The 25446-nt window shown below is 42.7% G+C and carries 18 protein-coding genes and 1 riboswitch; of the genes, 4 read left to right on the top strand and 14 right to left on the bottom strand.

Annotated elements, in window-relative coordinates; all coding sequences use genetic code 11:
• Positions 1–62 precede the first annotated feature (62 nt).
• The 7 genes from CGB83_RS15080 to folE all read right to left on the bottom strand — a co-directional run bounded on the left by CGB83_RS15080 (position 63) and on the right by folE (position 8947).
• Positions 63–572 carry a ferritin gene (locus tag CGB83_RS15080; protein WP_100076550.1) on the bottom strand — a complete coding sequence of 170 codons (510 nt, stop codon included), beginning with the start codon at positions 570–572 and terminating at the stop codon, positions 63–65.
• Positions 573–703: 131 nt separating this feature from the next.
• The gene (locus CGB83_RS15075; RefSeq protein ID WP_100076549.1) at positions 704–1150 is read right to left on the bottom strand and encodes a hypothetical protein; all 447 of its coding nucleotides are present in this window, start codon (positions 1148–1150) and stop codon (positions 704–706) included.
• A 178-nt stretch (positions 1151–1328) separates the two neighbouring features.
• Positions 1329–2348, bottom strand: a complete 1020-nt coding sequence (locus CGB83_RS15070) for a hypothetical protein (protein WP_100076548.1) — start codon at positions 2346–2348, stop codon at positions 1329–1331.
• Between the two features lie 137 nt (positions 2349–2485).
• The gene (locus tag CGB83_RS15065; protein WP_100076547.1) at positions 2486–5137 is read right to left on the bottom strand and encodes a 4-alpha-glucanotransferase; all 2652 of its coding nucleotides are present in this window, start codon (positions 5135–5137) and stop codon (positions 2486–2488) included.
• Between the two features lie 162 nt (positions 5138–5299).
• Positions 5300–6469, bottom strand: a complete 1170-nt coding sequence (locus tag CGB83_RS15060; RefSeq protein ID WP_100076546.1) for a T9SS type A sorting domain-containing protein — start codon at positions 6467–6469, stop codon at positions 5300–5302.
• 206 nt (positions 6470–6675) lie between these two features.
• Positions 6676–8154 (bottom strand): cysteine--tRNA ligase, encoded by a 1479-nt coding sequence (cysS, locus tag CGB83_RS15055; RefSeq protein WP_100076545.1) that lies wholly within the window; start codon positions 8152–8154, stop codon positions 6676–6678.
• A gap of 127 nt (positions 8155–8281) precedes the next feature.
• Positions 8282–8947, bottom strand: coding sequence for a GTP cyclohydrolase I FolE (folE, locus tag CGB83_RS15050; protein ID WP_100076544.1), 666 nt, complete (start codon positions 8945–8947; stop codon positions 8282–8284).
• Positions 8948–9048: 101 nt separating this feature from the next.
• On the opposite strand from folE, the gene CGB83_RS15045 reads away from it, so the two are divergent.
• Positions 9049–10206, top strand: a complete 1158-nt coding sequence (locus CGB83_RS15045; protein ID WP_100076543.1) for a hypothetical protein — start codon at positions 9049–9051, stop codon at positions 10204–10206.
• Positions 10207–10216: 10 nt separating this feature from the next.
• The gene (locus CGB83_RS15040) at positions 10217–10720 is read left to right on the top strand and encodes a hypothetical protein (RefSeq protein WP_100076542.1); all 504 of its coding nucleotides are present in this window, start codon (positions 10217–10219) and stop codon (positions 10718–10720) included.
• Between the two features lie 56 nt (positions 10721–10776).
• On the opposite strand, the gene metF is transcribed toward CGB83_RS15040, so the two are convergent.
• The 7 genes from metF to CGB83_RS15005 form a co-directional block, all read right to left on the bottom strand.
• On the bottom strand, positions 10777–11733 hold the full coding sequence (metF, locus tag CGB83_RS15035) for a methylenetetrahydrofolate reductase [NAD(P)H] (RefSeq protein WP_100076541.1): 957 nt from the start codon (positions 11731–11733) through the stop codon (positions 10777–10779).
• 103 nt (positions 11734–11836) lie between these two features.
• Positions 11837–14497, bottom strand: coding sequence for a methionine synthase (gene metH, locus CGB83_RS15030; RefSeq protein ID WP_100076540.1), 2661 nt, complete (start codon positions 14495–14497; stop codon positions 11837–11839).
• A gap of 7 nt (positions 14498–14504) precedes the next feature.
• On the bottom strand, positions 14505–15596 hold the full coding sequence (locus CGB83_RS15025; RefSeq protein ID WP_100076539.1) for a fatty acid desaturase family protein: 1092 nt from the start codon (positions 15594–15596) through the stop codon (positions 14505–14507).
• A gap of 62 nt (positions 15597–15658) precedes the next feature.
• Positions 15659–16669: a homocysteine S-methyltransferase family protein gene (locus CGB83_RS15020; protein ID WP_100076538.1), complete on the bottom strand. Its 1011-nt coding sequence runs from the start codon at positions 16667–16669 to the stop codon at positions 15659–15661.
• A gap of 47 nt (positions 16670–16716) precedes the next feature.
• A complete protein-coding gene (locus tag CGB83_RS15015) occupies positions 16717–17901 on the bottom strand; it encodes an O-succinylhomoserine sulfhydrylase (protein ID WP_100076537.1) in 1185 nt (394 codons plus the stop codon).
• A gap of 125 nt (positions 17902–18026) precedes the next feature.
• A complete protein-coding gene (locus CGB83_RS15010) occupies positions 18027–19571 on the bottom strand; it encodes an ACT domain-containing protein (RefSeq protein WP_100076536.1) in 1545 nt (514 codons plus the stop codon).
• Positions 19568–20512 (bottom strand): alpha/beta fold hydrolase, encoded by a 945-nt coding sequence (locus CGB83_RS15005; RefSeq protein WP_100076535.1) that lies wholly within the window; start codon positions 20510–20512, stop codon positions 19568–19570. Before CGB83_RS15005 ends, CGB83_RS15010 begins: the two co-directional genes overlap by 4 nt.
• A 59-nt stretch (positions 20513–20571) precedes the next feature.
• Positions 20572–20679, bottom strand: a riboswitch (SAM riboswitch).
• Between the two features lie 184 nt (positions 20680–20863).
• Between CGB83_RS15005 and CGB83_RS15000 the strand changes: the two genes are divergently transcribed.
• Both CGB83_RS15000 and CGB83_RS14995 read left to right on the top strand, forming a co-directional pair.
• Positions 20864–23479, top strand: coding sequence for an MGH1-like glycoside hydrolase domain-containing protein (locus CGB83_RS15000; protein WP_100076534.1), 2616 nt, complete (start codon positions 20864–20866; stop codon positions 23477–23479).
• Between the two features lie 202 nt (positions 23480–23681).
• The gene (locus CGB83_RS14995; protein WP_100076533.1) at positions 23682–25379 is read left to right on the top strand and encodes a T9SS type A sorting domain-containing protein; all 1698 of its coding nucleotides are present in this window, start codon (positions 23682–23684) and stop codon (positions 25377–25379) included.
• Positions 25380–25446: the final 67 nt, after the last annotated feature.

The following is a 25446-nucleotide window of genomic DNA, read 5'->3' as shown; positions in this document are numbered from 1 at the left end:
AAAAAAGACGAATCGTTTGTGAACATTCGTCTTTTTTATGTTTAACAGCAGAATAATCTGTCTTATGCTCCTGCATCAGGAGAAAATACCCGTTGGGCAAGTTCCTGATCAAAAAGGTATAAAGCCGAAGGGTTATCGCATACCATTCTGATCTTCGTTACCAGCTGTGAAGCGCTTGCTTCTTCCTCTACCTGCTCATTGATGAACCACTGCAGAAATGAAGTAGTGGCAAAGTCCCCTTCGTCATTTGCATTCTTAACGATATTGAATATGCTTTTGGTTACTCTCTTCTCATGCTCCAATGCCTTTTCGAAAATATCAGTGGCATTTTCAAATTCATGCGGCGGTTTTGGAATCTCACCGATTATGATTTCACCGCTTACATCATTAAGGTAATCAAACATTTTATCAGCATGCATAAGCTCTTCTTTGCTCTGTACCCTGAAATAGTTTGCGATCCCGTCAAGGTCCCTGGCAGAGAACCAGGCAGACATAGAAAGGTAATACTGGGCAGCGTACTGTTCGTGAGCAATTTGCTCATTAATTAAATTCGCGATTTTTTCACTAACCATAAGTATAAAAATTTATGCCTCAAAATTAAGGATTAATGTCCGGATTCAAAAGTTTAGGCTGAAATAATACAAAAAGGACGGAATAGATCCGTCCTCTTAACACACACTAAAAATCAAAAATTATAGAACAATCACTTCATATCCGGAGCCGGAGAGGCAACAGGTTTCCTCATCATTCTTCTGTCTTTCATAGCCATTCTTCTCTGCTCCATCTTTTCTTTTCTTTCCGCCTGCCACTGGTCATATTGCTGAGGCGTTAAAATTCTTTTCATATCTGCGTCCATCTGCGCCCTTCTTGCCTTCATATCTTCCATCCTGGCCTGGCGCATTTCTTTGTTTTTTTCGAAGTCTGCTTTCATGCCGGCCTTCTGTTTATCATGAAGAGCTTTGATCTGGGCTACCTGGCCTTCATTAAGCTTAAGGTCTTTCTGCATCTGAGCCAGGTGGTCCTGCTCTCTCTGCTGCATCTTCTCTCTCATCTCGGCTCTCTTGCCAGTTCTGTCCTGAGGGGTTACCTGTTGTGCCATGGCAACACTTCCCCAACCGATGAATGCTATTGCTAAAACTATTTTTTTCATTTCTAAATTATCAATTAATTGTTATACATCTTTTTGATTGTAAATAAAAAGAGAAGTTAAACACCAGAATCCATAAAAAATGTTAAAATTTTTTATTTAAAAACCAATAACAAAAAAAAAAGGACAGCTCATATAGAATCTGTCCTTCACACCACTTAAATATAATATATGAAATTATTTAATTTTTCACCAGCCCATTTCTGAAGCCTGATCCTCCCCTGCTTTCGTTTCCTCTGTTCTGAGGTCTGGGAGTGTTGTCATTTCCCGGCTGCCGGAATCCTCCGTTATTCCGGAATCCTTCATTTCTTCTCGGAGCTTCCTCTCTTCTCGGCTCACTGTTTCCTCTGAAGCCGCCGTTATTCCTGAATCCGTCATCTCTTTTCGGGGCTTCTTCCCTTCTCGGTTCGCTATTTCCTCTGAAACCACCATTATTCCTGAATCCGTCATCTCTTCTCGGTGCTTCTTCCCTTCTTGGCTCATTATTTCCACGGAAGCCGCTGTTGTTTCGTACCCCATTATTATCAGAATTCCTGAAACCGCCGGAATGGGTTCTTATTCCTGAATCTGAGTCTCCTCTGAATCCGTTATTCCTGGTCCTGACAATATTGATGGTAGGATTATCCTGACGGAACCTATTACGGTCTACCCTGAAAATATTGATGTTCACATTCCTGTACCGCGGCATAGGCCTGTATCTCGGAACATAATAGGTCCTTCTGTAATTCTGGAAATAAGCTACCGGACTGTATCCGCGGTAATAATTATTCTGGAATACCACAAAAACCCTTGGTCCCATAATCCTTTCCAGCGCGTAGAAGCGGTCATAATACCATCTGTCCGGATTGTACCTGTAAAAGTTATTCCAGGCTGCAAAACTTCCGTACAGGTTATTCAGCTGTATGATCTGGTCTACCTGCCATGGCGAGAGCCTGTTCTGGCGGAAGAATACATTCCAGTTGATGTTCACCACACTGTTCCGGTAGTCATTATAATATCCCTGATAATAATCGTTCGGATAATAATCATTCGGATAGTTATAATAATAGTCATCAGGGAAATAATTTCTGTCATCATCATCACTGTAATATCCGCCGTCATTCTGGTAGTAACCGTCGTTTCCCCACCCGTTATCCGGATATTGCTGGGCAGCCGTCAAAGCGGCCCATCCCAAAGCAAATCCCAAAAGTATTTTTTTCATTCTTATAGCTGGTATTGGTTATAAATAATCAGAATTTCTCATTCTATCTTTTGGATATGAATACAAAAAAGAAGTTAAATCTTACGATAAAACTTCTTTGAATTATTTATTAACGGATTGATAATCAAATGTTAATTTTACATTCTTCCGCTGTCTTTGACCCAAGAGGCTATTTTTTGATTGAATGCGGGTTTATTTTTCAGCTCCTCAATATTAAGGTGCATCCTGTACCTCCAGTAATGCGGAAATACAGCAGGATTATTGATCCTTTCCTGGTCCATATCCGGATTGACCAGCTCCGGATCCGTAGCCAAAAATTCCTGAATCGGGAATACCGCCAACATGGCATCCGTATACAGGTGCTGCTTCATAATCATTTCGCCCAGTTCCGGACTCAGTTCATCAGGAGCTTTTCCGGACTGCATCAGCTGCTGATTGAAATACTGCTGTGTAAGATCCGGGTTTTCTTTCCACCACTGCCTTAAAGTTGAGCTGTCATGGGAAGAGGCAGTCACTACATTCAGGTATCCTGCATTTTTAGGATTATAGAATGGTATATTGTCCGAAGGCATGCGCTGAACTTTCAGGGCTACGATCGCCAGTTCATCCATTACGGCAGGTACACATTCCGGAACCAGGCCTAAATCTTCACCACAGATCAGCATTTTAGTGCTGTTAAGGATGACCGGAAGTTTTTCCATGGCTTTCTCAGCCCAAAGCCCATCCTGCCTTTTGAAGAAATAATCCTGATATAAGTCATATATGGCTTTTTTCTCCCAGTCGGATAAATAATGGTATGAATCGGTAAGGTATACATTAAACCTTGGATGGTACACCGTTTCTCCTTCGCGGTCTTCTGTTAAAAACAGGACGTTGGCACACAGCGAAATCATAGGTTCTTCAATGGCAGTGTTCGGATTACTCCTGAAGAAGTCCGTTAATTTCCGCTGGGTATCGAATTCTTCTTTCAGAGTGTAAGTACCATCATCATTGCGGTCCACAAAATCCAATACTTTGCCGCTGTTTTCCCCAAAATAATTCCAGAGGATCTGATCATTAATGAATGGCTTACAGTAACGGTCATCAGAAAACGGAATATGCCTTGACCTGAATTCTTCTTCCGTTACGGGAACAGCAGGATAAAAATACCCTAAAATTCCCTGGGTAGCAGAGACCGGCATCCTCCAGATCCTGAAAAAACCGAGGATATGATCGATCCTCATGGCATCAAAATACTGTTCCAGTGCTTTGAACCTGTTTTTCCACCAGGTATAATCATCGGCTTTCATAGCTTCCCAGTTGTAGGTAGGAAACTCCCAGTTCTGGCCCAGTTCCGTAAACTGATCCGGCGGTGCACCGGCCTGGAAATCCATTCCGAACAGCTCAGGTTCGGTCCATGCTTCCACAGAATACCGGTAAATCCCGATCGGCAGGTCGCCTTTTATGGAAATCCCGAGGTTATGAATGTATTCAACGGCATCCTTAAGCTGATTGTGCAATTGGTACTGCACCCATGCATGGAGCATTACGGCATCATAATCTTTGCTTTTCGCAGTAAAAAACTGGGCAATTTTTCCGGCAATATATTTTTTATGGGTCTTCCAGTCGTTGAAGTTCGGGGTATGGTATCTATCCCTGAGCACACAGAAAGCAGCATAAGGGTTCAGCCAGCTTTCATTATCTTTCAGGAATTTTTTGAAGTTGCGGTCTTTATAGATTTTATCTTTATGAGTACTGAAAACCGCTTTCAGGAATTTCCATTTCCCGGCAATCATTTTTTCATAATCGATCAGCGGCAAATCGTTCAGGGCTTCCTTTTCAGATTCGTATTCAGCCATCAGTTCTTCCGGTAACGGAAAATCCAGGTTTTTCAATGAAATGTACTGCGGATGTAAAGCATATACGGAAACGGCAGCATACGGATAAGAGTCAGTCCAGGAATAATTGGCCGTCGTATCATTGATCGGCAGGATCTGGATGATGCCCAGATTGGTTTCCTGTGCCCAGTCCCCCAATTCCTTAATATCGGAAAACTCTCCGACCCCGAATCCGTTTTCAGTTCGTAAGGCAAATACAGGAACGGCAACGCCTGCATCGTGGTACATCTGGGAAAGCTTAAACTTGTAGTAGTGGTTCGCAACAATATACAGCGTATCCTTCATCCTGTTCTGAACTGTATACCGGTTGCCTCCGGATTCCATATCCACCATTTGCTGGGTTTTCCTGTCGTAGATACCGTATTTGAACTGGATCGGTTCGTCTTCCGGAATCTCAACAGCCGCTTCCCAAATTCCGTAATCCGTTTGTAACAAATGAATTGCCTTTTCAGGATTCCAGCTTCCCAAAGACGGCGTGCTGCCGAAGAGGACAATTTCCCAATCCGGATGATACAGCGGCGCTTCTATGCGGAAAAGATGGGTATGCTTCTTTAATACGGAAACCTTTTCAGGACGGAATTGGTTAAGCTTATGGTAAAGGATTTTATTATTGAGGTAATTTTCGGGAAAATTCTTATTGTTCCATTCATCGAAAATAACGAACTCTTTGTAATTATGAGAAAAAGCAAGCGTGTGGGGAACAAACTCTTCTCTTAGCATGCTACCGTTTTCATGCATGACGCGGTAATGGTAGGTAATGGATTTTGAAAAGTAGTCCACCTCGCATTTCCAGGAACCGTTTTCCCCGTAATACATGGTATGGTGCTGAGGTGCTGCATCCTGTTCATGAATAACCAACTGCAGGTTTTCTCCTATTTTTGTATTGTAACCTACATTAAAATATAGTTTCATTTACATTTTTTTATAAAAATACGGTATAATCCTGAAAAATAAAATTTATTGAATATCAAATAATCATTAAAAAGCCTTTCCAGAATGCTGAAAAGGCTGTAACATATTGTGTTGACTGTTTAAATACTGCTATAGCAGAGAATAGCAATGCATGTCAAATCTTTAATCGGTAACCAGAATTTTCCTGTTCAGGATTGCTTTCCCGCTTGAATCTGTGATGTTCACCAAATAAGATCCGCTGACCAGGTTTTTCAGGGATACTTTTTCATTCAGCAGGCCATCTTTAACGGAGAGGTTCTGCTTAAACAGATTTTTACCTGAAAGATCATAAATACTGACCGTAATATTTCCTTTTACCGCTTTATCACTGATGCTGACATTAATGAAATGTTCATCTACCCTGGTAGGGTAAATATCAGCATTAAAGGATGGCGACTGAACATAAGAAGCCCTGTCATGAGCAAAATACTTACTGGCCAGATCATAAATATGAAGGTTCTGCTCCCCCGGAAGCTGCTTCGCCTGAAGGTTGTCAAGGTCTACCTCATACAATCCGGCACCTTTTGCACTGGCAATGACTACTTTTCCTTTTGAGTTGACCGCAGCTCCGTTTACGGAATAATTTTCAGGCAATCCGCTGATTTTCCCCATGAACTTTGCTTTCATTTCACCGGTAATTATCCTGAATACATTTCCGGAAGTGGAAAAAACATAGAAATTCCCGTCTGCATCGGCAATCATATCCCCTCCGAACCCTGTCTCGATCGTGGTAAACGAATTTTTGCCATTCCCGGAATCATCTTTAACAATTCCCAGGTCTGTTACGGCATACCGGCTTCCCTGTCTGCTGATTTTAAGAAACTGGGTTCCGGCATTGTTCATTGCATAGATATGGCCATCGTAACCGGCAGTCATTCTGGTGATATGGGAATTGATGTCGCAGGCAGTTACCCTTGCCACTTCATTTTCCACCAGGGTAATTTCTTTGGTTTTAGGATTGAGGATATAGATATTGGACGAAAACATAGGCATGTACACAAGGCTGTTACTGCCTGCATCATAAGCCAGCGCAGCCATTGTAGTAGCCTGGGCGTTGCCGTATGCATTTTTATCTTCCGCAACAGTGCTGCTCCTCGATTGGGAAAATACTTTTGATGTTGTCTCTGAAGTAAAAATCCTTTCTCCGGAAGTACCGCTTGCAGCATCTAAGGCACGGAAGTCACTAAAGGTAATGGAAGGGGTCTCTTTTCCGGCAAGTGCAAAAAAATCCTGCTGTGCAAAGGCACTGGTACTCATGAACAGCAGAAAAACAGGGAATAAATGTTTCTTCATAGTATTGAATTTAGATTCGTAAGTTATTTAGCATGCCTAAGTTACTCATTTTTAAGATTGAATCATTAAAAAATAGATGAAAATGGTATGATGCATCATTCGTAGGCTTTGGTTAGACTATAAGAAGACTTTGCTTCATTCCGGATATTCCAAATAAAAATCCCGCAGACATAATCTGCGGGACAATATAATGAGTAGTGATATTCTTAATTCAGGACATACGATGTCCCTTCTCGTCCGTCTTTCAGTTCAATGCCTTCGGCAAGGAGCTTATCCCTGATCTGATCGGAAAGTTCGAAGTTTTTTGCTTTCCTCGCCTGGTTCCTGAGCTCTATCAGTACTTTTAAGGTCTGATCCAGCTTTTCATTATTGTTTTCTTCGATATTCTGAAGTCCCAATACCTCGAATACAAAGGCATTCAATGTAGCTTTCAGGTCTTCCAGTTCTTCAGTTGAAATGGTTTCTTTACCATCGTTGAGGGCAAAAATAAATTTTACCGCTTCAAAAAGGTGGGCAATAAGCACCGGTGAGTTGAAATCATCTGTCAGCGCATCATATGCCTTTCCTTTCCATTCTGAATAGTTAAATCCTGAAGTACCCTGATTACCTGTTTTTTCTTTTATATGCTCCCCGTTAATGATTTTAAGGGATTCCATCAGCCTGATGAATCCTTTTTCACTGGCCGTCATGGCATCATTGGAGATATCCAGCACACTTCTGTAGTGGGCCTGCAGGAAGCAGAACCTTACGATCGACGGGTGGAATGGTTTTTCAAAGAAATCATTTTCTCCGGTAACCAGCTGCATCGGCAGGATATAATTCCCGGTGGATTTGCTCATCCTCTGGCTGTTCATGGTCAACATATTGGCATGCATCCAGTAATTTACCGGAGCAGCATCATTGCACGCCTTTCCCTGCGCGATTTCACATTCGTGATGCGGAAATTTAAGGTCCATGCCCCCTCCGTGGATATCAAAAGTCTCTCCAAGGTATTTGGTACTCATCGCAGTACATTCCAGGTGCCATCCGGGGAAACCTTCTCCCCAGGGAGAATTCCATCGCATGATGTGAGCCGGGGACGCTTTTTTCCAGAGGGCAAAATCCTGCGGGTTTTTCTTTTCTCCCTGGCCGTCCAGGTCGCGGGTATTAGCGAAGAGTTCTTCAATATTTCTTTTTGACAGTTCTCCATAGTTCAGGCCTCTCCTGTTATATTCCAATACATCGAAGTAGACAGAACCGTTGCTTTCATAGGCAAAGCCTCTTTCAATCAGCTTTTGGGTCAGTTCGATCTGTTCTACGATGTGGCCTGTAGCTGTCGGCTCGATATTGGGCGGCAGAAGGTTGAACATTTCTAAAACCTTATGAAAATCTACGGTATATTTCTGTACGATTTCCATAGGCTCCAGTTTTTCCAGGCGGGTTTGTTTTACAAACCTGTCGTTGTTGACATCGCCATCATCGGTCAGGTGGCCTGCATCAGTGATATTCCTTACATACCTGACTTTGTAGCCAAGGTGTTGCAGGCTCCTGTAAATAAAATCGAAGGAAAGGAAAGTCCTTACGTTTCCTAAATGCACATTGCTGTACACGGTGGGTCCGCAGACATACATTCCTACGTTTCCTTCCAAGATGGGCTTGAATATTTCTTTTTCGCCTGAAAGCGAGTTGTATATTTTTAGTTGCATGTGGTAAAATTGAACGATTTATGATTTAAAAATTTAAAGATGAGTCAAAATAATTTCAGCTACAACAAATAATGGTAGCTACAAAAATTTTGTCTGAAACTTTTTTAAATTTTATCATCTGTATCTGTTAATCTAATTTCGCATGGCTTCCTACATAATGCAGGAATTCCTGGCGGGTAATCGGGTTGGTTCTGAAAATCCCACTCAGTTCTGCCGTTATGGTAGAGCTTGCCGTATCTTTAATTCCCCTGCAATTTACGCAAAGATGTTTAGCATCTATGATACAGGCCACATCTTTTGTTCCCAGGGCTTCTTTTAAAGCATCTACGATCTGCATGGTAAGCCGTTCCTGAACCTGCGGCCTCTTGGCATAGTAATCCACAATCCTGTTAATTTTTGAAAGTCCGATTACTTCCCCGTTGGAAATATAAGCCACATGGGCCCTTCCTATAATGGGTAAAAAGTGGTGTTCGCAGAATGAATATACGGTAATATCTTTTTCCACCAGCATCTGGCGGTATTTGTATTTATTGGAAAAAGTGGAAATTCCCGGTTTGTTTTCCGGAAGGAGGCCACCGAAAATCTCATTCACATACATTTTAGCGACGCGCCGCGGGGAATCTTTCAGGGAATCATCGGTCATATCCAGCCCTAATGTTTCCATGATCTCTCCGAACAGATGGGTAATTTTTTCAATCTTCTCGTCTGGTGATTTGTCAAAAGCATCCTGTCTTATGGGCGTATGTTCTTTTCCTGTGAAAATATCATCATCGTTATCCGTAAAATCAACCATTTTTAAATATTTCCGACAAAAATACGGATAATATCTGTTCGCATATTTCGATTTAAACTAAAAAAAATATTATCTTAGAAGTTCACTCGTATAAAAAAATCATGATTATTGTTGAAGAGGTACAAAATGAAAACCAAAAGAGGGAATTCCTGGAATTTCCGGCCAGGCTTTATCAAAATGACAGCAATTATATCCGTCCTCTGGACAGAGACATTGAAGATATTTTTAACCCGGAAAAGAATAAATTTTTCAAAGACGGTTTATGTGCCCGTTTCCTCTTCAAAAATAAAAAGCACGAAACGGTAGGCAAGACGGCCGTTTTCATCAACCAGCAGTATCAGCAGAAGCAGCCTACGGGAGGAATAGGCTTCTTCGACTGTATCAATGACCAGCAGACCGCCGATTTTATTTTCGATTATTGCAGGAACTGGCTGCAAGAGCATGGTATGGAAGCCATGGACGGCCCGATTAACTTTGGCGAAAGGGATAAGTTCTGGGGCCTGCTTACAGAAGGTTTTATAGAACCTTTATACGGAATGAACTACAACCAGCCCTACTACAAAACGCTGTTTGAGAATTACGGATTCAAAATCTATTTTGAGCAGCTCTGTTTTTCAAGGCCGGTTTTCGGAGAAGTTTCCAGGGTTTTCACCCTCATGCATGCCAAGCATAAGAGAAATCCTGCCATCTCTGCCCTGCCCATGAAAAAGAACAACCTCGAAAAATTTGCCAGGGATTTCACGGAAGTTTACAATAAAGCCTGGGCAGCCCACGGTGAAGGGAAACAGCTGGAAGAAGCTAAGGTCCTGAAGATGTTTAAGACCATGAAGCCCATCATCAACGAGCATATTTCGTGGTTTGTCTATGAAGGCGAAAAGCCCATTGCCATGTGGATGAATATCCCAGACCTTAACCAGTGGTTTAAATACCTCAACGGCAAATTCGGCCTATGGGAGAAGCTGAAATTCATGTGGGTGAAAAAATTCAGGAAAAACGAAAAGATGGTAGGCCTGGTTTTTGGTGTAGTGCCTGAGTGGCAGAAAAAAGGAATTGAGGGCTATATGATCTGGGAAGGAACACAACATCTGAGAAAGCATACCGACTTTAAGGTTACGGAGCTGCAGTGGATCGGTGATTTCAACCCTAAAATGATCAGGATCGCTGAAAACCTGGATACCACTGTCACAAGAAAACTGGCTACCTACCGGTATTTATTCGATAGGGAAAAAGAATTTGAACGTCATCCTGAACTCAATTAAAAAATATATTATGGAACTGATACTCTTATTGATTTTTTTACTGTTTTTTATCCTTTGTATTCCCGGTTTGGTCCTGCTTATTGCCTTTCTGGCAGCCAGAAGCAGGAAGAAAAAACAGCAGGCCCTGCTGGCTGAATTAGGTCCTCCGGAACATTATGCCCTGGTACGCTATAATATGGGCAATACCCAAAACCAGTTTTTCAAGATTAAGGCATTTCAGGGAAGCGGAGTGCTGTATCTGGACGGGCGGGATATCAAATTCGTAGATACCCTGCATCAGAATCCCTACACTTTTCCCATGGACCAATCGTCAATTATCTGGGAGGACGTTAATCTGGTGAATGGCCTTCTCAAGTGGTTTTCAATCTCGGACGGCCAGCAAAAATATTTCTTCAACATAGAAAGCGGAATGTTTATTTTCAATACAGATCCTTCCAAGCCGACCACCAAGAGTGTCTTTGACACGCTGATCAGGCACCAGAATGATTACAAATCCCCTGAACTGCCGCTATAAAAATACAAGGCTCCGGATCATCTGATCCGGAGCCTTTTTATTTGATCCACTTACTATTAAAACAATTCTGCGGCCACATTTTTAATGTTGTCGCTTTTCCCCATTGAATAGAAATGCAGTACGGGAACACCATAGTTCAGCAGTTCCCTGCACTGGCTTATTGCCCATTCGATCCCGATTTGCTTTACGGCTTCATTGTTCTTTGCATTTTCCACTTCGGTAATCAGTTCTTCCGGCAGGTCTATTTTAAATACCTGTGGCAGAACTTTCAGGTGTTTTTTGGTAGCAATCGGTTTTATTCCCGGAATAATCGGAACAGTAATCCCCATTTCCCTGGCTTTATTGACGAATTCGATGAATTTTTTATTGTCGAAAAACATCTGGGTAACAATATAATCGGCTCCCGCATCCACTTTCTGCTTCAGCCATTTAAGGTCGTAATTCATTGAAGGGGCTTCCATATGCTTTTCAGGATACCCGGCTACCCCGATGCAGAATTTATTATGCTCGTCACAGGCTTCATCGTCATGCAGGAATTTTCCTCTTCCGAGATCATTGATCTGATGTACCAGATCCATCGCGCTGGAATGCCCTCCTTTGGTAGGTTCAAAATACTGATGTCCCTTCATGGCATCGCCGCGTAAAGCCATAACATTATCAATTCCCAGGTACATACAGTCTACCAGGAGGTATTCTGTTTCTTCTTTGGTAAATCCTCCACACAGCAGATGAGGAACGGTATCAACATTATATTTATGCTGGATGGCTGCACAGATCCCTAAGGTTCCGGGACGCATCCTGGTGATCCTGCGCTCCATCAGGCCATTCCCTTTGTCGAGGTAAATGTATTCTTCACGGGAAGTGGTGACATCAATAAAAGGAGGCTTGAATTCCATGAGCGGGTCGATATTCCGGTACAGGTCCTCAATCCCGATTCCCTTTTGTGGCGGAACAACTTCAAGGGAGAACAGTGTGTTTCCGTTTGCATTTTTTATGTGGTCTGTGATCTTCATTTTAAATGGCGAGCAACATGCTGCAACTTTTAATTATAGTTATAATGTGAGGTAACAATCTGTTTTAGAATTGTATAATATCATTTGTTTAATTTTTACGGGCTTAATCTGCCAGATTAGGTGACAGCCATTTCCTGGCTTCCTGCAGGCTGCATCCTCTGCGTTTCGCATAATCCCTGAGCTGGTCTTCAGTAATTTTCCCTAAACCGAAATATTTAGCATGCGGGCTTCCGAAATAATATCCTGAAACGGAAGCGGTGGGGAACATCGCCAGGCTTTCTGTCAGGTATACTCCGATCTGCTCTTCCACTTTTAAAAGGTCCCAGATGGTATTTTTTTCCAAATGGTCAGGGCAGGCAGGGTACCCCGGTGCGGGGCGTATCCCTTTATATTTTTCGGCGATCAGTTCTTCATTGCTTAGGGTTTCCTGATTGGCGTAGCCCCAGTATTCGGTCCTGACTTTTTTATGTAGAAATTCTGCGTACGCTTCTGCAAAACGGTCGGCCAGAGCTTTTACCATAATGGCATTGTAATCGTCGTTGGCTTTTTCATATTCTCCTGCCAATTCGTCGGTCCCGAAGCCTGTAGTCACACAAAAGGCTCCTACATAATCAGTTTTCCCGGTGCTCTGCGGCGCGATAAAATCACTCAGTGCCAGGTAATCCTTGCCTTTGGAACGCTGGGCCTGCTGCCTCAAGGTTAAGAATTTAGCCTGTCCTTTCCGGTTTTCATCAAAAATCAGGATATCATCCGTTTCATTGGCATTGGCTTTAAAGATTCCGAAAATGGCTTTTGCGGTGAGCAGTTTTTCATCCAGAATCCTTTTCAGGATCACCTGTGCATCTTTAAAGAGTTCTGTAGCCTGAGTTCCTACTACCTCATCTTCCAAAATCGCCGGGTATTTTCCATGCAGGTCCCAGCTTCTGAAGAAGGGTGACCAGTCTATAAAAGGCAGCAACTCACGTAAATCCTGATTTTCAAAAACCTGAATTCCCAATTGATTCGGAGTAAAAATCTCCTCATGCTCCCAATCGATCTTAAATTTATTTTCCCTGGCTTCTTCAATGGAAACATAGTCTTTATCTACCTGACGGTTCAGGAATTTCTCCCGGAAATCCGAGTAGTCATTTTTTAAATCTGCTACATATTCCTTGTTCCTGTCCCCCAGTAATGAGCTTACTACATTCACGGCCCGGGAAGCATCGTTTACGTGTACGACAGCATTTTTATATTTCAGGTCTATTTTTACGGCAGTATGTGCCTTTGAAGTGGTAGCCCCACCGATCAGTAATGGGAAATTAAGATTCTGGCGCTCCAGCTCAGAGGCAATATAAACCATTTCATCAAGGCTTGGCGTAATCAGGCCACTTAACCCGATCACGTCCACCTGATGTTCAATAGCGGCCTGGATAATTTTTTCTGCCGGAACCATCACCCCAAGATCTACAATCTCATAATTGTTGCAACCTAATACTACGCTCACAATATTTTTTCCGATGTCGTGAACATCCCCCTTTACTGTTGCCATCAGGATTTTTCCGTTAGCCGGCTTCGTCCCGTCTTTTTCCGCTTCAATATAAGGCTGTAAATAGGCAACCGCTTTTTTCATTACCCGCGCGGATTTCACTACCTGGGGCAAAAACATTTTCCCGCTTCCGAAAAGGTCTCCCACAACGCCCATTCCTGTCATCAGATTTATTTCGATCACATGTAAAGGCTTTGCCGCCTGTTGCCTTGCTTCTTCTACATCCTCTTCTATAAAGCGGTCGATTCCTTTTACCAGTGCATGGGTAATTCTTTCCTGCAGAGGATAATTCCGCCATTCTAAATCTTCGGCTTTTTCCTTCTTTACTGATTTATGTTTTTCCGAATAATCCAGTAAGCGCTCAGTAGCATCCTCACGTTTATCCAGAATCACATCTTCTACCAGCTCAAGAAGTTCTTTATTGATCTCATCATAGACTTCCAGCATCGCTGGATTTACAATTCCCATATTCATTCCTGCCTGAATAGCATGGTACAGGAATACGGAGTGCATGGCTTCTCTCACGGTATCATTTCCGCGGAATGAAAAGGATACATTGCTGACACCTCCGCTTACCGATGCATACGGAAGATTTTGGCGTACCCATCTTGTGGCTTCAATAAAATCGATGGCATTTCTGCGGTGCTCATCCATTCCGGTAGCCACCGGGAAGATATTCAGATCGAAAATAATATCCTCTGCCGGAAAATTCAACTGGTTGACAAGGAGATCATAGGATCGTTTTGAAATTTCTATCCTGCGTTCATAGGTGTCGGCCTGGCCTGCTTCATCAAATGCCATAACAATAACTGCCGCTCCGTATCTTTTGATGGCTTTTGCCTGTTTGATAAATTCCTCCTCACCTCCTTTCAGGCTGATGGAATTGACCACACATTTTCCCTGTGCCACCTGCAGACCCGCTTCCAGGATTTCCCATTTTGACGAATCAACCATAATCGGGATCCGGGCAATATCCGGTTCGGAAGCTATTAAATTTAAAAATCTCACCATGGAGGCTTTGCCATCGATGAGCCCGTCATCAAAATTGACATCCAGGATCTGTGCCCCTCCTTCTACCTGATGTCTGGCAATATCCAGCGCTTCAGCAAATTTTTCTTCTTTTATTAATCGTAAGAATTTTTTTGAACCGGCAACATTGGTTCTTTCGCCAACGTTGATAAAATTACTTTCCGGTGTAATAATCAAAGGCTCAAGCCCTGATAATCTTAAATATTTCATTAATATATTATTCTTCTAAAATATAATATGCGTTATTCGCATTCTGCTTCAGCAAGTCTACATGCTTGCTCAGTGCAGTGGTAATCGGAAATCTTTTGTAAGCCAGACCGTGCTGTTTTGAAAAAGCTTCTATTTCTTCCGTGATTTCGTTATAGTACATATAACTGTAATTCGGGAACAGATGGTGGGCCACATGGAAGTTGAAGTTGCCCAGAACATTCCTGATGAACCAGTTGTTATTGGACAGGTCATTGGTCACTTCCAGCTGATGCCTCAGCCAGCTGAATGGCAGCCCGTTCTTTTCATCCAGCTTCGGAAAGGCATTATCCGGCAGCGGATGAAGCGGCAGTAATACAAACAAAGCAAAAATACTTGCTGCAATTACCTGTAAAAACCATGCTCCCAAAGCCAGGCCTATGGATACCTTAAAGAACAGGACCGGAACTGCGATCTGATAGAAAAAGTAAAACAGCTTACAGGCAATCATTTTCACTTTTTCCTTTACCGGAATGGATCCCTGAGTCTTCAGTATAACCCTTTCATTATCGAAAAAATCCCTGAAATCCCTGATGAACATCCAGTTGAACAGGTATAGCGGATATACCAGGAAGAAGAACCTATGCTGATATTTCTGAATTCCTTTTGCCTTAATCCATGGGACAATTAAAAGCAACCCGCTCTGCTCAATATCCGTATCCCAACCGTCTACGTTCGGGTAGGCATGATGGCTGGAAATATGCCGCTTTTTCCAGATGTACGAATTGGCTCCCACAAAATCAAAGATCTGCAATACTGCTGAATTCAGCTTTTTGCTTTTAAAAATATTATTATGTGCCGCTTCATGAATAAGATTCAGGTAAATCAATACCAAAGAAATTCCCATCAGGACAAAGCTCAGGATATACACCCATGGCCTTTCCGCATTCAACAGCGCTAATGCATACAGCCCAAAATAAACCAAAGGCAGGATTATGGCTTTAAACTGAATATACAGGTCCCTGTTTCCGGGAATGGATTCTACTCTTTTGTTCACTCTTGTTCTTAATTCACTAAACAATTTTGCATCCTCTGAATCTTTTAAGTAAATAGGCTTTTCCATAATATTGTTTGATGTAATTAGCGGTTATTAATAGTTTGATTGCTAACTCCATCCAACAAAAATCATACAAAACGGCCTATTTTTCTCGGGGCATATGCCTTTACCATTTCAGCGATGGCATGAATGTGGTCGGGTGTGGTACCACAACAGCCGCCGATGATATTGATCAGTCCTTTCTCCACATATTCCCGGATCTGCTCTGCCATGAATTCGGGCGATTCATCGTACTGCCCGAAAGCATTCGGCAAACCTGCATTCGGGTATGCTGAAACATAAAATTCTGAATTATGGGCCAGGGTTTCGAGATACGGGGTAAGCTGGTTGGCTCCCAAAGCGCAGTTAAAGCCTACACTTAAGAGGTTAAGGTGGGAGACAGAGATCAGGAATGCTTCTGCTGTCTGTCCGCTCAATGTCCTTCCTGATGCATCGGTAATCGTTCCGGAAACCATGATCGGAATACGCAGGCTCCTTTCGTCCTGAATTTCATCAATCGCAAAAAGTGCAGCCTTGGCATTCAGAGTATCGAAAATGGTTTCAACCAGCAGGATATCTGACCCGCCGTCCAGCAGCGCTTCACATTGTTGTTTGTAGGCAACCCTGAGTTCTTCAAAAGTAATGGCCCGGTATCCGGGATCATTGACATCCGGGCTCAAGCTTGCCGTCCTGTTGGTAGGACCGATGGATCCTGCCACGAATCTCGGCTTTTCAGGATTTCGGGCTGTATATTCATCACAGGCTTTCCTGGCTATTTTAGCTGATTCATAATTCAGCTCATACACCAGATCTTCCATATGGTAATCCGCCATAGCAATCGTGGTCCCGGAAAATGTATTGGTCTCAATGATATCGGCACCGGCTTCCAGGTATTTTTTATGAACCTCTTCTATAGCATGCGGCTGGGTAAGTGAAAGGAGGTCATTATTGCCCTTTACCGGATGTTCCCAGTCCCTGAACCGCTCGCCCCGGTAATCTTCTTCCTCAAATTTATACCGCTGCAGCATCGTTCCCATCGCACCGTCGAGAATTAAAATTCTTTCGGATAACGCTTTGTATAGTTGTTGTGAGTTTTTCATTATATGTTTAGGCTAAAGCCATTTTGATTTGTTGATTTTAAAACGGGCTAAAGCCCGTTCCTATTGATGAATAAATCCAACGCCTGTTTCAGATCATCAATAATGTCATCCACGTGTTCCAGCCCCACAGAGCACCGCACTAAACCCGCTGTAATTCCGACTTCATTTCTTTCTTCCTCCGTTAATTTTGAATGCGTTGTAGACGCCGGATGGGTTACAATGGTTCTGGTGTCCCCTAGATTGGCGGAAAGCGAGCACATTTTGATCTTATTTAAAAAGTTCCTTCCGCCTTCGATGCCGCCTTTGATTTCAAAGGCAACAATATTCCCTCCCAGCTTCATCTGCTTTTTTGCCGTTTCATAGCCCGGATGGGATGGCAGGAACGGATATTTTACCAGTTCAACATTCGGATGGCCTTCCAGGAATTCGGCCACTTTTAAAGCATTTTCGCAATGTTTTTCAACACGGATGGCCAGAGTTTCCAGGCTTTTGGACAGTACCCATGCATTAAAAGGAGACATTGCGGGACCCGTGTTTCTTGCAAATAGATAAATTTCACGGATCAGGTCTTCCCTGCCAACGGCTACACCGCCTAACACCCGGCCCTGGCCGTCAATCAGCTTGGTAGCGGAATGCACTACGATATCTGCTCCGTATTTTACCGGCTGTTGGAGGTAAGGGGTAGCAAAACAGTTATCCACGATAAAAATCAGATGATGCTTTTTGGCAATCTGCCCGAAAAACTCCAGGTCCAGCACTTCAATAGCAGGATTGGTAGGGGTTTCAAGATACAGCACTTTGGTATTGGGCTGAATATACTGTTCTACGTTCTGTGCATCATCTGCTTTGAAATACGTAGTTTCAATATTCCACTTTGGAAAATACTTGGTGAACAGGGTGTGGGTGGAACCAAATACCGACTGGCAGCTTACGATATGGTCGCCCGCATTCAGCAAAGCGGCAAAGGTTGAATAAATAGCAGCCATTCCTGTCGCAAAAGCATAGCCGGCTTCTGCGCCTTCCATTTTAGCGATCTTCCCGGTAAATTCCGAAACATTCGGGTTTGAAAACCGGCTGTAGAGGTTCTTAGGCTTTTCTTCTGCAAAACTGGCCCGCATATCTTCCGCATCTTCAAACACAAAGCTTGACGTTAAAAAAAGCGGCGTTGAATGTTCATCAAACTGGGTCCTTTCCGTTTGGGTTCTTATGGCAAAGGTTTCAAAATTTTCCATAATATATTTTTTAATTTACCAATGGAACAGTTTATTAATGGAACAATGAAATGCTAAGAAGCTGAGCATGACATTCAAAATCATTGGTAAACTGCTACACTGCTATATTGTTACATTATTATTATTTATTTCGTTTCACTTACTCTCAAGATATCTCCGAATACCCCTCTTGCCGTAACCTGTGCACCGGCACCGGCACCCATGATGACAATAGGATTTTCTCCGTAGCTCTCTGTATAGATTTCAAAAATGGAATCCGATCCTTTCAGCTGTCCTAAGGCGGAAGTAGCCGGTACTGAAATCAATTGTACATCCAGCTCTCCCTTGTCTTTCTGAAGGTCGCCGTGAAGGTCCCCTACATACCTCAGTACATAGCCTTCCTCCTGATTTTCTTTAATTTTCCGGTATTGGTCATCCAGCTCTGCCAGCCTGGAGAGGAATTCTTCTTTTGAAACCGAAAGTAGGGCATCAGGAACGAGATTCTGGATCTTAATGTCATTAAATTCGTTGATGAGGTCTAATTCTCTTGCCAGGATCAGCAGTTTTCTGGCTACATCATTCCCGGAAAGGTCTTCTCTGGGATCCGGTTCTGTATATCCTTTCTCCAATGCTTCACTGATGATGGTAGAAAACGGATCATTGCGCAAAGAAAAATTATTGAAGACATAGCTCAGCGTTCCCGAAAAAACACCTTTGATCCTGGTGATGTTCTCTCCTGAAAGGTGAAGCAGCTTAATGGTATCGATGAGCGGCAGACCTGCACCTACATTGGTTTCGTACAGGTAGCGCCTGTTATTTTTATTCAGGGTGTACCTCAGCTTCCTGTACTCTTCGATCGGCAGAGTATTGAAAATCTTATTGGACGAAACCAGGTCGAAGCCATTTTCCGCCAGTACATGATAATGCTTTACAAATTCTTTGCTGGCGGTGTTATCTACAACGATAAGGTTTTCGAGCTGATTTTCTTTAGAGAAACTGATCAGCTCTTTAATATCAGAGGGATGCCGGGCAGTAAGCACCTCATCATTCCAGTCATGCCCGAATCCTTTTTTATTGAAGGCTATTTTTCTTGAATTGGCTACGGCCACCACTTTCAGATCGATCTTTTTTCGCCTTCTGATCTCCTCTGATGATTCAAGTACCTGCTGTATCAGGGTCTTTCCCACATTTCCATGGCCAATAATGGCCAGATGGACTGTTTTCGGTTTTTTTGAAATTTCGGATTCAATAATATTCTTTGCCTTTTCATCCTGTGAAGAAGTCACGACAATATTCACCCTCTTCTCCGCTGCATTCTGGTTGAGCAGTAGGGGAAATACGTTATTCCTGGCCAGTTCGGACAGTACTTTATTAAAATCCTCCGTTACAAAACCGAGTACAGACACATTATTGATGCTGTAAATCTGAGAAACTTTTCCGGATTTCCTTTCGGGTTCAAATTCATCAATCAGACAATTGACTGCTTTTTCAGAATCATTTTCGTGAACCAGAATGGACAGGCCGTTCTCAATAGCCTGCTGCGAAATGACCCCTACACTGATGCGCGCCAGGGTCAGCGCTTTAAAGATGCGTCCGTCTATCCCGATTTCCCCCAGAAAATCTTCTCCTTCAAATTTAATGATAGACCTGTTTTTAAGAAATTTTATTTCGTTGGCATTATAATTCTTCATCGCTCCAAAATATTTTTAATGATCGTTTGTAATTGTTGGTATTCCATCAGGAAGGCATCATGTCCGTGAATGGACCGTATCTCATGGTAACAGACTTTTTGATTATGGTCCTTAAGTTTTTCAAAGCACATTCGTATTTCTGATGCAGGAAAAAACAAATCGGTATCCACAGCAATCAAATGGATTTCTGCTGTAATTTCCCTGATTCCGGCGTCATCAGCATTGAGATTCATCAGGAGATGGTTCATGAGTTTATACGCTGGTAAACTAAACCTTTCGTTAAGGGCACTCCCATGGTAAAGCAGCCAATCTTCGGATTCTAAACGTTCTTTCTCCTCATTAAAACGGTTCCTGAATCTGTCATTTAACGATTCGGGTGTCCTGTAACACAGCATAGCATGGATTCGTGCCTTCTGTAGAGGCTGGTCATCCTGGCTTAATAAGAATTTCTGCACCAGGCATTGTGCGTGGAGCCAGTCGTGCGTCCTGTAATCGCAGGCAATAGGTATGAAGATATCTGTAAGCTGAGGCTTGAGCACCAGCATTTCCCAGCCGATCCCTCCTCCCAGCGAGCCTCCGATAATGGCATGCAGGCGGTCAATGTTCAGGGCATCAAGACCGTGCAGGAAGATCCGTGCTATATCTGATGGAGTAAAGTCTTCATAATTTTCCACTTCAAAACCATCATATCCGTTCCCGGGAATGTTGAAACAGAGTACAGTACAGGTATTGGTATCAATCATCTTATTTTCACCGATCAGCTGTTTCCACCATCCGCTGTTACCTGAAACGTTTGAATTGCCGGTAAGGGCATGGTTGACTAAAATGACAGGTGCTGAAAACAAGCCTTTTCCGAAAAGCTGATAGCTTAACGGAATAGTATATTCCTTTTGGGAACAGGTCTGATACGTAAGGTTAATATGTGGTAGTTCCGATTTCAATTCTATTAAAGTTTAATATCATTGAAAATGCCACAGGAAATGGCTGAAAGAACTTCAGTAAGTTATCTGTCCAAAATCATTTTGGTAGAACGTAGCACCTTCTTTGCTTGCGCAAAGGGTTGCTAAGGCATCACAGGGTCTAGTCCCTCAGCCTTTCTTGATAACATTTTCAATATTTAAATGAACGTAGTGCAAAGATAGGTTTTTATTCCATACTTTCAAAAAAATATTTTTTCTTCACAAAAAAAGCTTTATTATAAGCAATCTTAACGGAATGTTAACTATTTATTCAGATAGAAACAATTGGAATTATTTTTCAAAAAAACTAACTTCGTAATGTAAAATGATCATATGATTGCTGAAAAACAAAGATTAGAAGATAGCAAATGGAAAAACTGGGGACCTTATGTAAGCAACCGACAATGGGGTAATGTAAGGGAAGATTATAGTCCTAACGGAAATGCATGGCATTTTGCCAACCACAATAATGCCGAAAGTTATGCGTACCGCTGGGGCGAAGAAGGCATTGCCGGTATTTCGGATACCAAGCAGCTTTTAAGTTTTGCCCTTTCTTTCTGGAACAAGAAAGATAAGATGGTCAAAGAACGGTTTTTCGGTTTGAGCAATCCTCAGGGAAATCATGGCGAGGATATCAAGGAAATATTCTATTACCTGGATAATACGCCTACGCACAGTTATATGAAAATGGTGTACAAATACCCCATTAATGAATTCCCATACGACGATATCCTCACAGAAAATGCCAGGAGAAATAAAAAGCAGCCGGAATACGAAATTTTTGACACGGGAGTTTTTGACCAGGACGAATATTTTGACATCTTCATCGAATACTGTAAAGCAGACCATCATGATATCCTGGTACGGGTTACGGTATGCAACAGAAGCGACCGTGATGCTCCCATTATAGTCATTCCTACCGCATGGTTCAGGAATAACTGGAAGTGGGGATACAATGATTACAAAGGCCAGCTGACCGCTTCTCATGAGGGATGCATTGACGTTCACCATGACAGTATAGACATTAAAAAAATCTATTCCAAAAACATCAATGCAGAAAGTGTTTTCTGTGAAAATGAAACCAATACCCCTAAACTACAGGACGTTCCGGCTTCTGAAAAAGCGTATTATAAAGACGGTATCAATAATTATATCATTCATAAAACTCCCACGGTAAATCCGGAAAAAAGAGGTTCAAAAGCTTCTTTCCTGGTGCATGAGACCATCAGTGCCGGAGGATCCAGAACATTTGATTTCAGGCTGTCTCCTGAAGAGCTGGACGATCCATTCAGGGATTTTGACGAAGTGTTTGCTGCCCGAATGGCTGAAGCAGACGAATTCTACCAGGAGATCCAGCATGATACAGCCGATGAAGATGAACGCAATGTACAGCGGCAGGCTTTTGCCGGGCTGCTCTGGAACAAGCAGTTTTATCATTATAATGTCGGTAAATGGCTTAAAGGAGATCCTAATTATGATGCGCCAAGGGATTTTACCAATTACGTGAGAAATACAGAATGGAACCACCTCCACAACAAGGACATTATTTCCATGCCTGATAAATGGGAATATCCCTGGTATGCGACCTGGGACCTTGCCTTTCACTGTGTGCCCTATGCCCTGATTGATGCTGAATTTGCCAAAGGTCAGCTCCTTCTCCTTACCAAAGAATGGTATATGCATCCCAACGGGCAGCTTCCTGCCTATGAATGGAATCTGAGTGATGTAAATCCTCCCGTTCACGCATGGTCCTGCTTCAGGGTTTTTAAAATTGATGAAAAGCAAAACGGAAAACCTGACCTGCTGTTCCTTGAAAAAGTCTTCCAGAAACTTCTTCTCAATTTCACCTGGTGGGTGAACCGGAAAGATAAAAACGGAAAAAACATTTTCGGCGGCGGATTCCTGGGGCTGGATAACATCGGGGCTTTCGACCGTAATATGATCCTTAAAGACGGACAACACTTAGAGCAGGCTGACGGAACAAGCTGGATGGCCATGTATGCCCTGAATATGATGCGTATTGCCATGGAGCTTGCCCAATATTACAAGGTGTATGAAGATATGGCCATCAAGTTTTTCGAGCATTATCTTTATATCGCTGAAGCTATGGAAAACTTAGGTGACGGAACTAAAGGGCTCTGGAATGAAGAAGACGGCTTTTTCTATGATGTGCTGCAGCTTGGAAACGGAGAGGGTGTCTCCCTTAAACTCCGAAGCATCGTAGGGCTTATTCCTTTGTTTGCAGTAGAAATCATCGAACATAAATTACTCGAAAACATGCCTAACTTCCGCGAAAGGATGGATTGGGTCCTTAAAAACAAGCCTGAACTGACGAAGCTTGTTTCTCACTGGGATGAGGAAGGCCAGGGAAGAAAGCATCTGATGAGCATTTTACGGAAGAACAGGCTCACGAAAGTACTGAACCGCATGCTGGATGAAAAGGAATTCCTGAGCACCTATGGAATCCGGGCCATGTCTAAAATCTATGAAGAAAAACCTTTTATATTTTCGGTACACGGGACGGAAAATGTGGTGCATTATACCCCTGCTGAAAGTGACAGCCGCATGTTCGGTGGCAATAGTAACTGGAGGGGCCCGATCTGGTTCCCGATTAATTTCCTTATTGTAGAAAGCCTGCAGCGTTTCCATTATTATTACGGCAGCAGCCTGAAAGTGGAACTCCCTACCGGAAGCGGCGACCAGAAAGACCTGGATGAAGTAGCGCAGGACATCAGCAACAGGCTGTGTTCAATATTCCTGAAAGATGGTAACGGACAGCGCCCTTTTAACGGAGGCAATACGAAGTTCAATTATGATGAACATTTCAAAGACTATATTATGTTCTTTGAATATTTCCATGGTGACAACGGCCGCGGTGTAGGTGCTTCCCATCAGACAGGCTGGACAGCTACTGTGGCCAAACTTATGAAACCGAAGCTTTCCATTTAATCTGTTTAAAAAATTATTATCAATATCAAGACTGTCTTAAAAATTTAAGGCAGTTTTTTATTTATATAAAAAGAAGCTTTCGATCTACACTCAATAACCACAACGCCATTACCGCTTATTTTTAATATTAATTATAAAATAACTTTGAATTATTTTCAATAAATACCTACATTAGCATAACAATTTAAAAAATAAATATTTTATGAAAGGAAAACTATTCCCTATTGCGGGCATCGCTCTTTTAAGCCTTGCCTTCACTTCTGCCCAGGCACAACAATACCAGACTGTACCCTTAAGCGGGTTCAATGCTGATGTAATTGCTAATGGCGTAGGATCGTCTGCTACTTCTACTAACAGTGATGTAGATGGTGTAAATTATGCATTCGTTTCCAAGGATTTTCAATTGACAGCGTCCAGTGCAACACTTACTTACGGGCTTCCTACTAACGGGCTGATTAATTCCGCAGCCGCATCACCGGCAGGATTGAACTATCAACTGGCTTCTTACAGCGGAAACAACTCATTAAGACTATTGAATATAGGTGATAACGGTACTTTAACATTCACAACCCCTAAGGCAGCTGTAAACCTTTATATGCTGGCTACATCCGGAAGCGGTGATAGTCAGGTAGATGTAGTGGTTAATTTTTCTGACGCTACGATACAGACTTTTTCAGGAATAGATATTTCAGACTGGTACGGAGGCAGCAATTTTGCCATCCAGGGTATCGGAAGGATTAAAAAGACGACAGACGGTTTAGAAGCTGACACATCCAATCCCAGGCTGTATCAGATTCCTCTGGCGATAAGCGCGGCTAACCAGTCAAAGACCATTCAGAGTGTTAAGGTGACGAAAGTAAACCCGCAGCCCTCTGGTACTACTGTAGGAAATATCCCTAACATTTTTGCGTTCTCGGCAGATGTATACAATTCCTGCCCAACGCCTACCAACGTAACTTCCACAACGACGACCGGCGGTGCTACCATCAACTGGACTGCTCCTTCAAGCGCTCCTGCTTCAGGGTATCAGTATTATATGAGTACTTCAGCTACCGCTCCTACCGCTGCTACCGCCCCTACAGGAAGTACGGCAGCAGGAGTTACCTCAGTTACGTTAAACAGTTTGACTACGGGACAGACGTATTATTTCTGGGTACGCTCAAACTGCGGGTCTACACAGAGCTACTGGACAATGACCCAGTTTACACCCGGACAAGTATCCGCAACTTATACTGCAGGGGATATCAGTACGTTATTTGCCAGCGCTGCATCGATTACCACTACATCCACTACTACCTGTCCGGGAACCCTGACCATCAGCATTCCTTCAGGATATAAGATTAAATCTACCGATGTTTCTTATAAAATGTCAACCGTATCTAACGGATACATGGAAGAACAGAGAAGTATTTTGGCATGTACAACCAACAATACAACGGAAGCGTCTATTACGTCCGGATCAGGAGGTTCTACAGGAACTTATTCTTATAACAGGACCGGACTTACAATGGCCAATAACCTTACCGGTAATGTAACATTTGAACTGAGAGCATGGAGAACTTATGGAAGCTCAGGCTGTACTGTTACGCACAACAAAGTAGACAACAATACTTTTAAAATTACCGTAACTCTTGAGCCTTTGCAATTAGCGACCAGTGAAGTTAAGGCCTCTGCCAAAGAACTTATTGCTTATCCTAACCCATTTGTGGATGCGGTTACCATTGAGAAAGCCAATGATGTGAGAGCAGCAACGATTACTGATCTTTCCGGCATTACAGTGAGAACCATAGAAAAACCAGCTTCTACAGTACATTTAGGAGATCTGAAAACAGGTGTTTACATCCTGACTTTAACCATGAAGGACGGCTCTGTAAAAAGCTCAAAAATGATCAAAAAATAATATCTGTTAAAATACACAGTAAAGAACCCGGGCCATTGCATGGCCCGGGTTCTGTTGTGCAGGTGAA

Source organism: Chryseobacterium camelliae, from assembly GCF_002770595.1.
GTDB classification, from domain to species: domain Bacteria; phylum Bacteroidota; class Bacteroidia; order Flavobacteriales; family Weeksellaceae; genus Chryseobacterium; species Chryseobacterium camelliae.
Note: the sequence above shows the minus strand (reverse complement) of the source record. Positions and strands in the feature narration are given on the sequence as shown.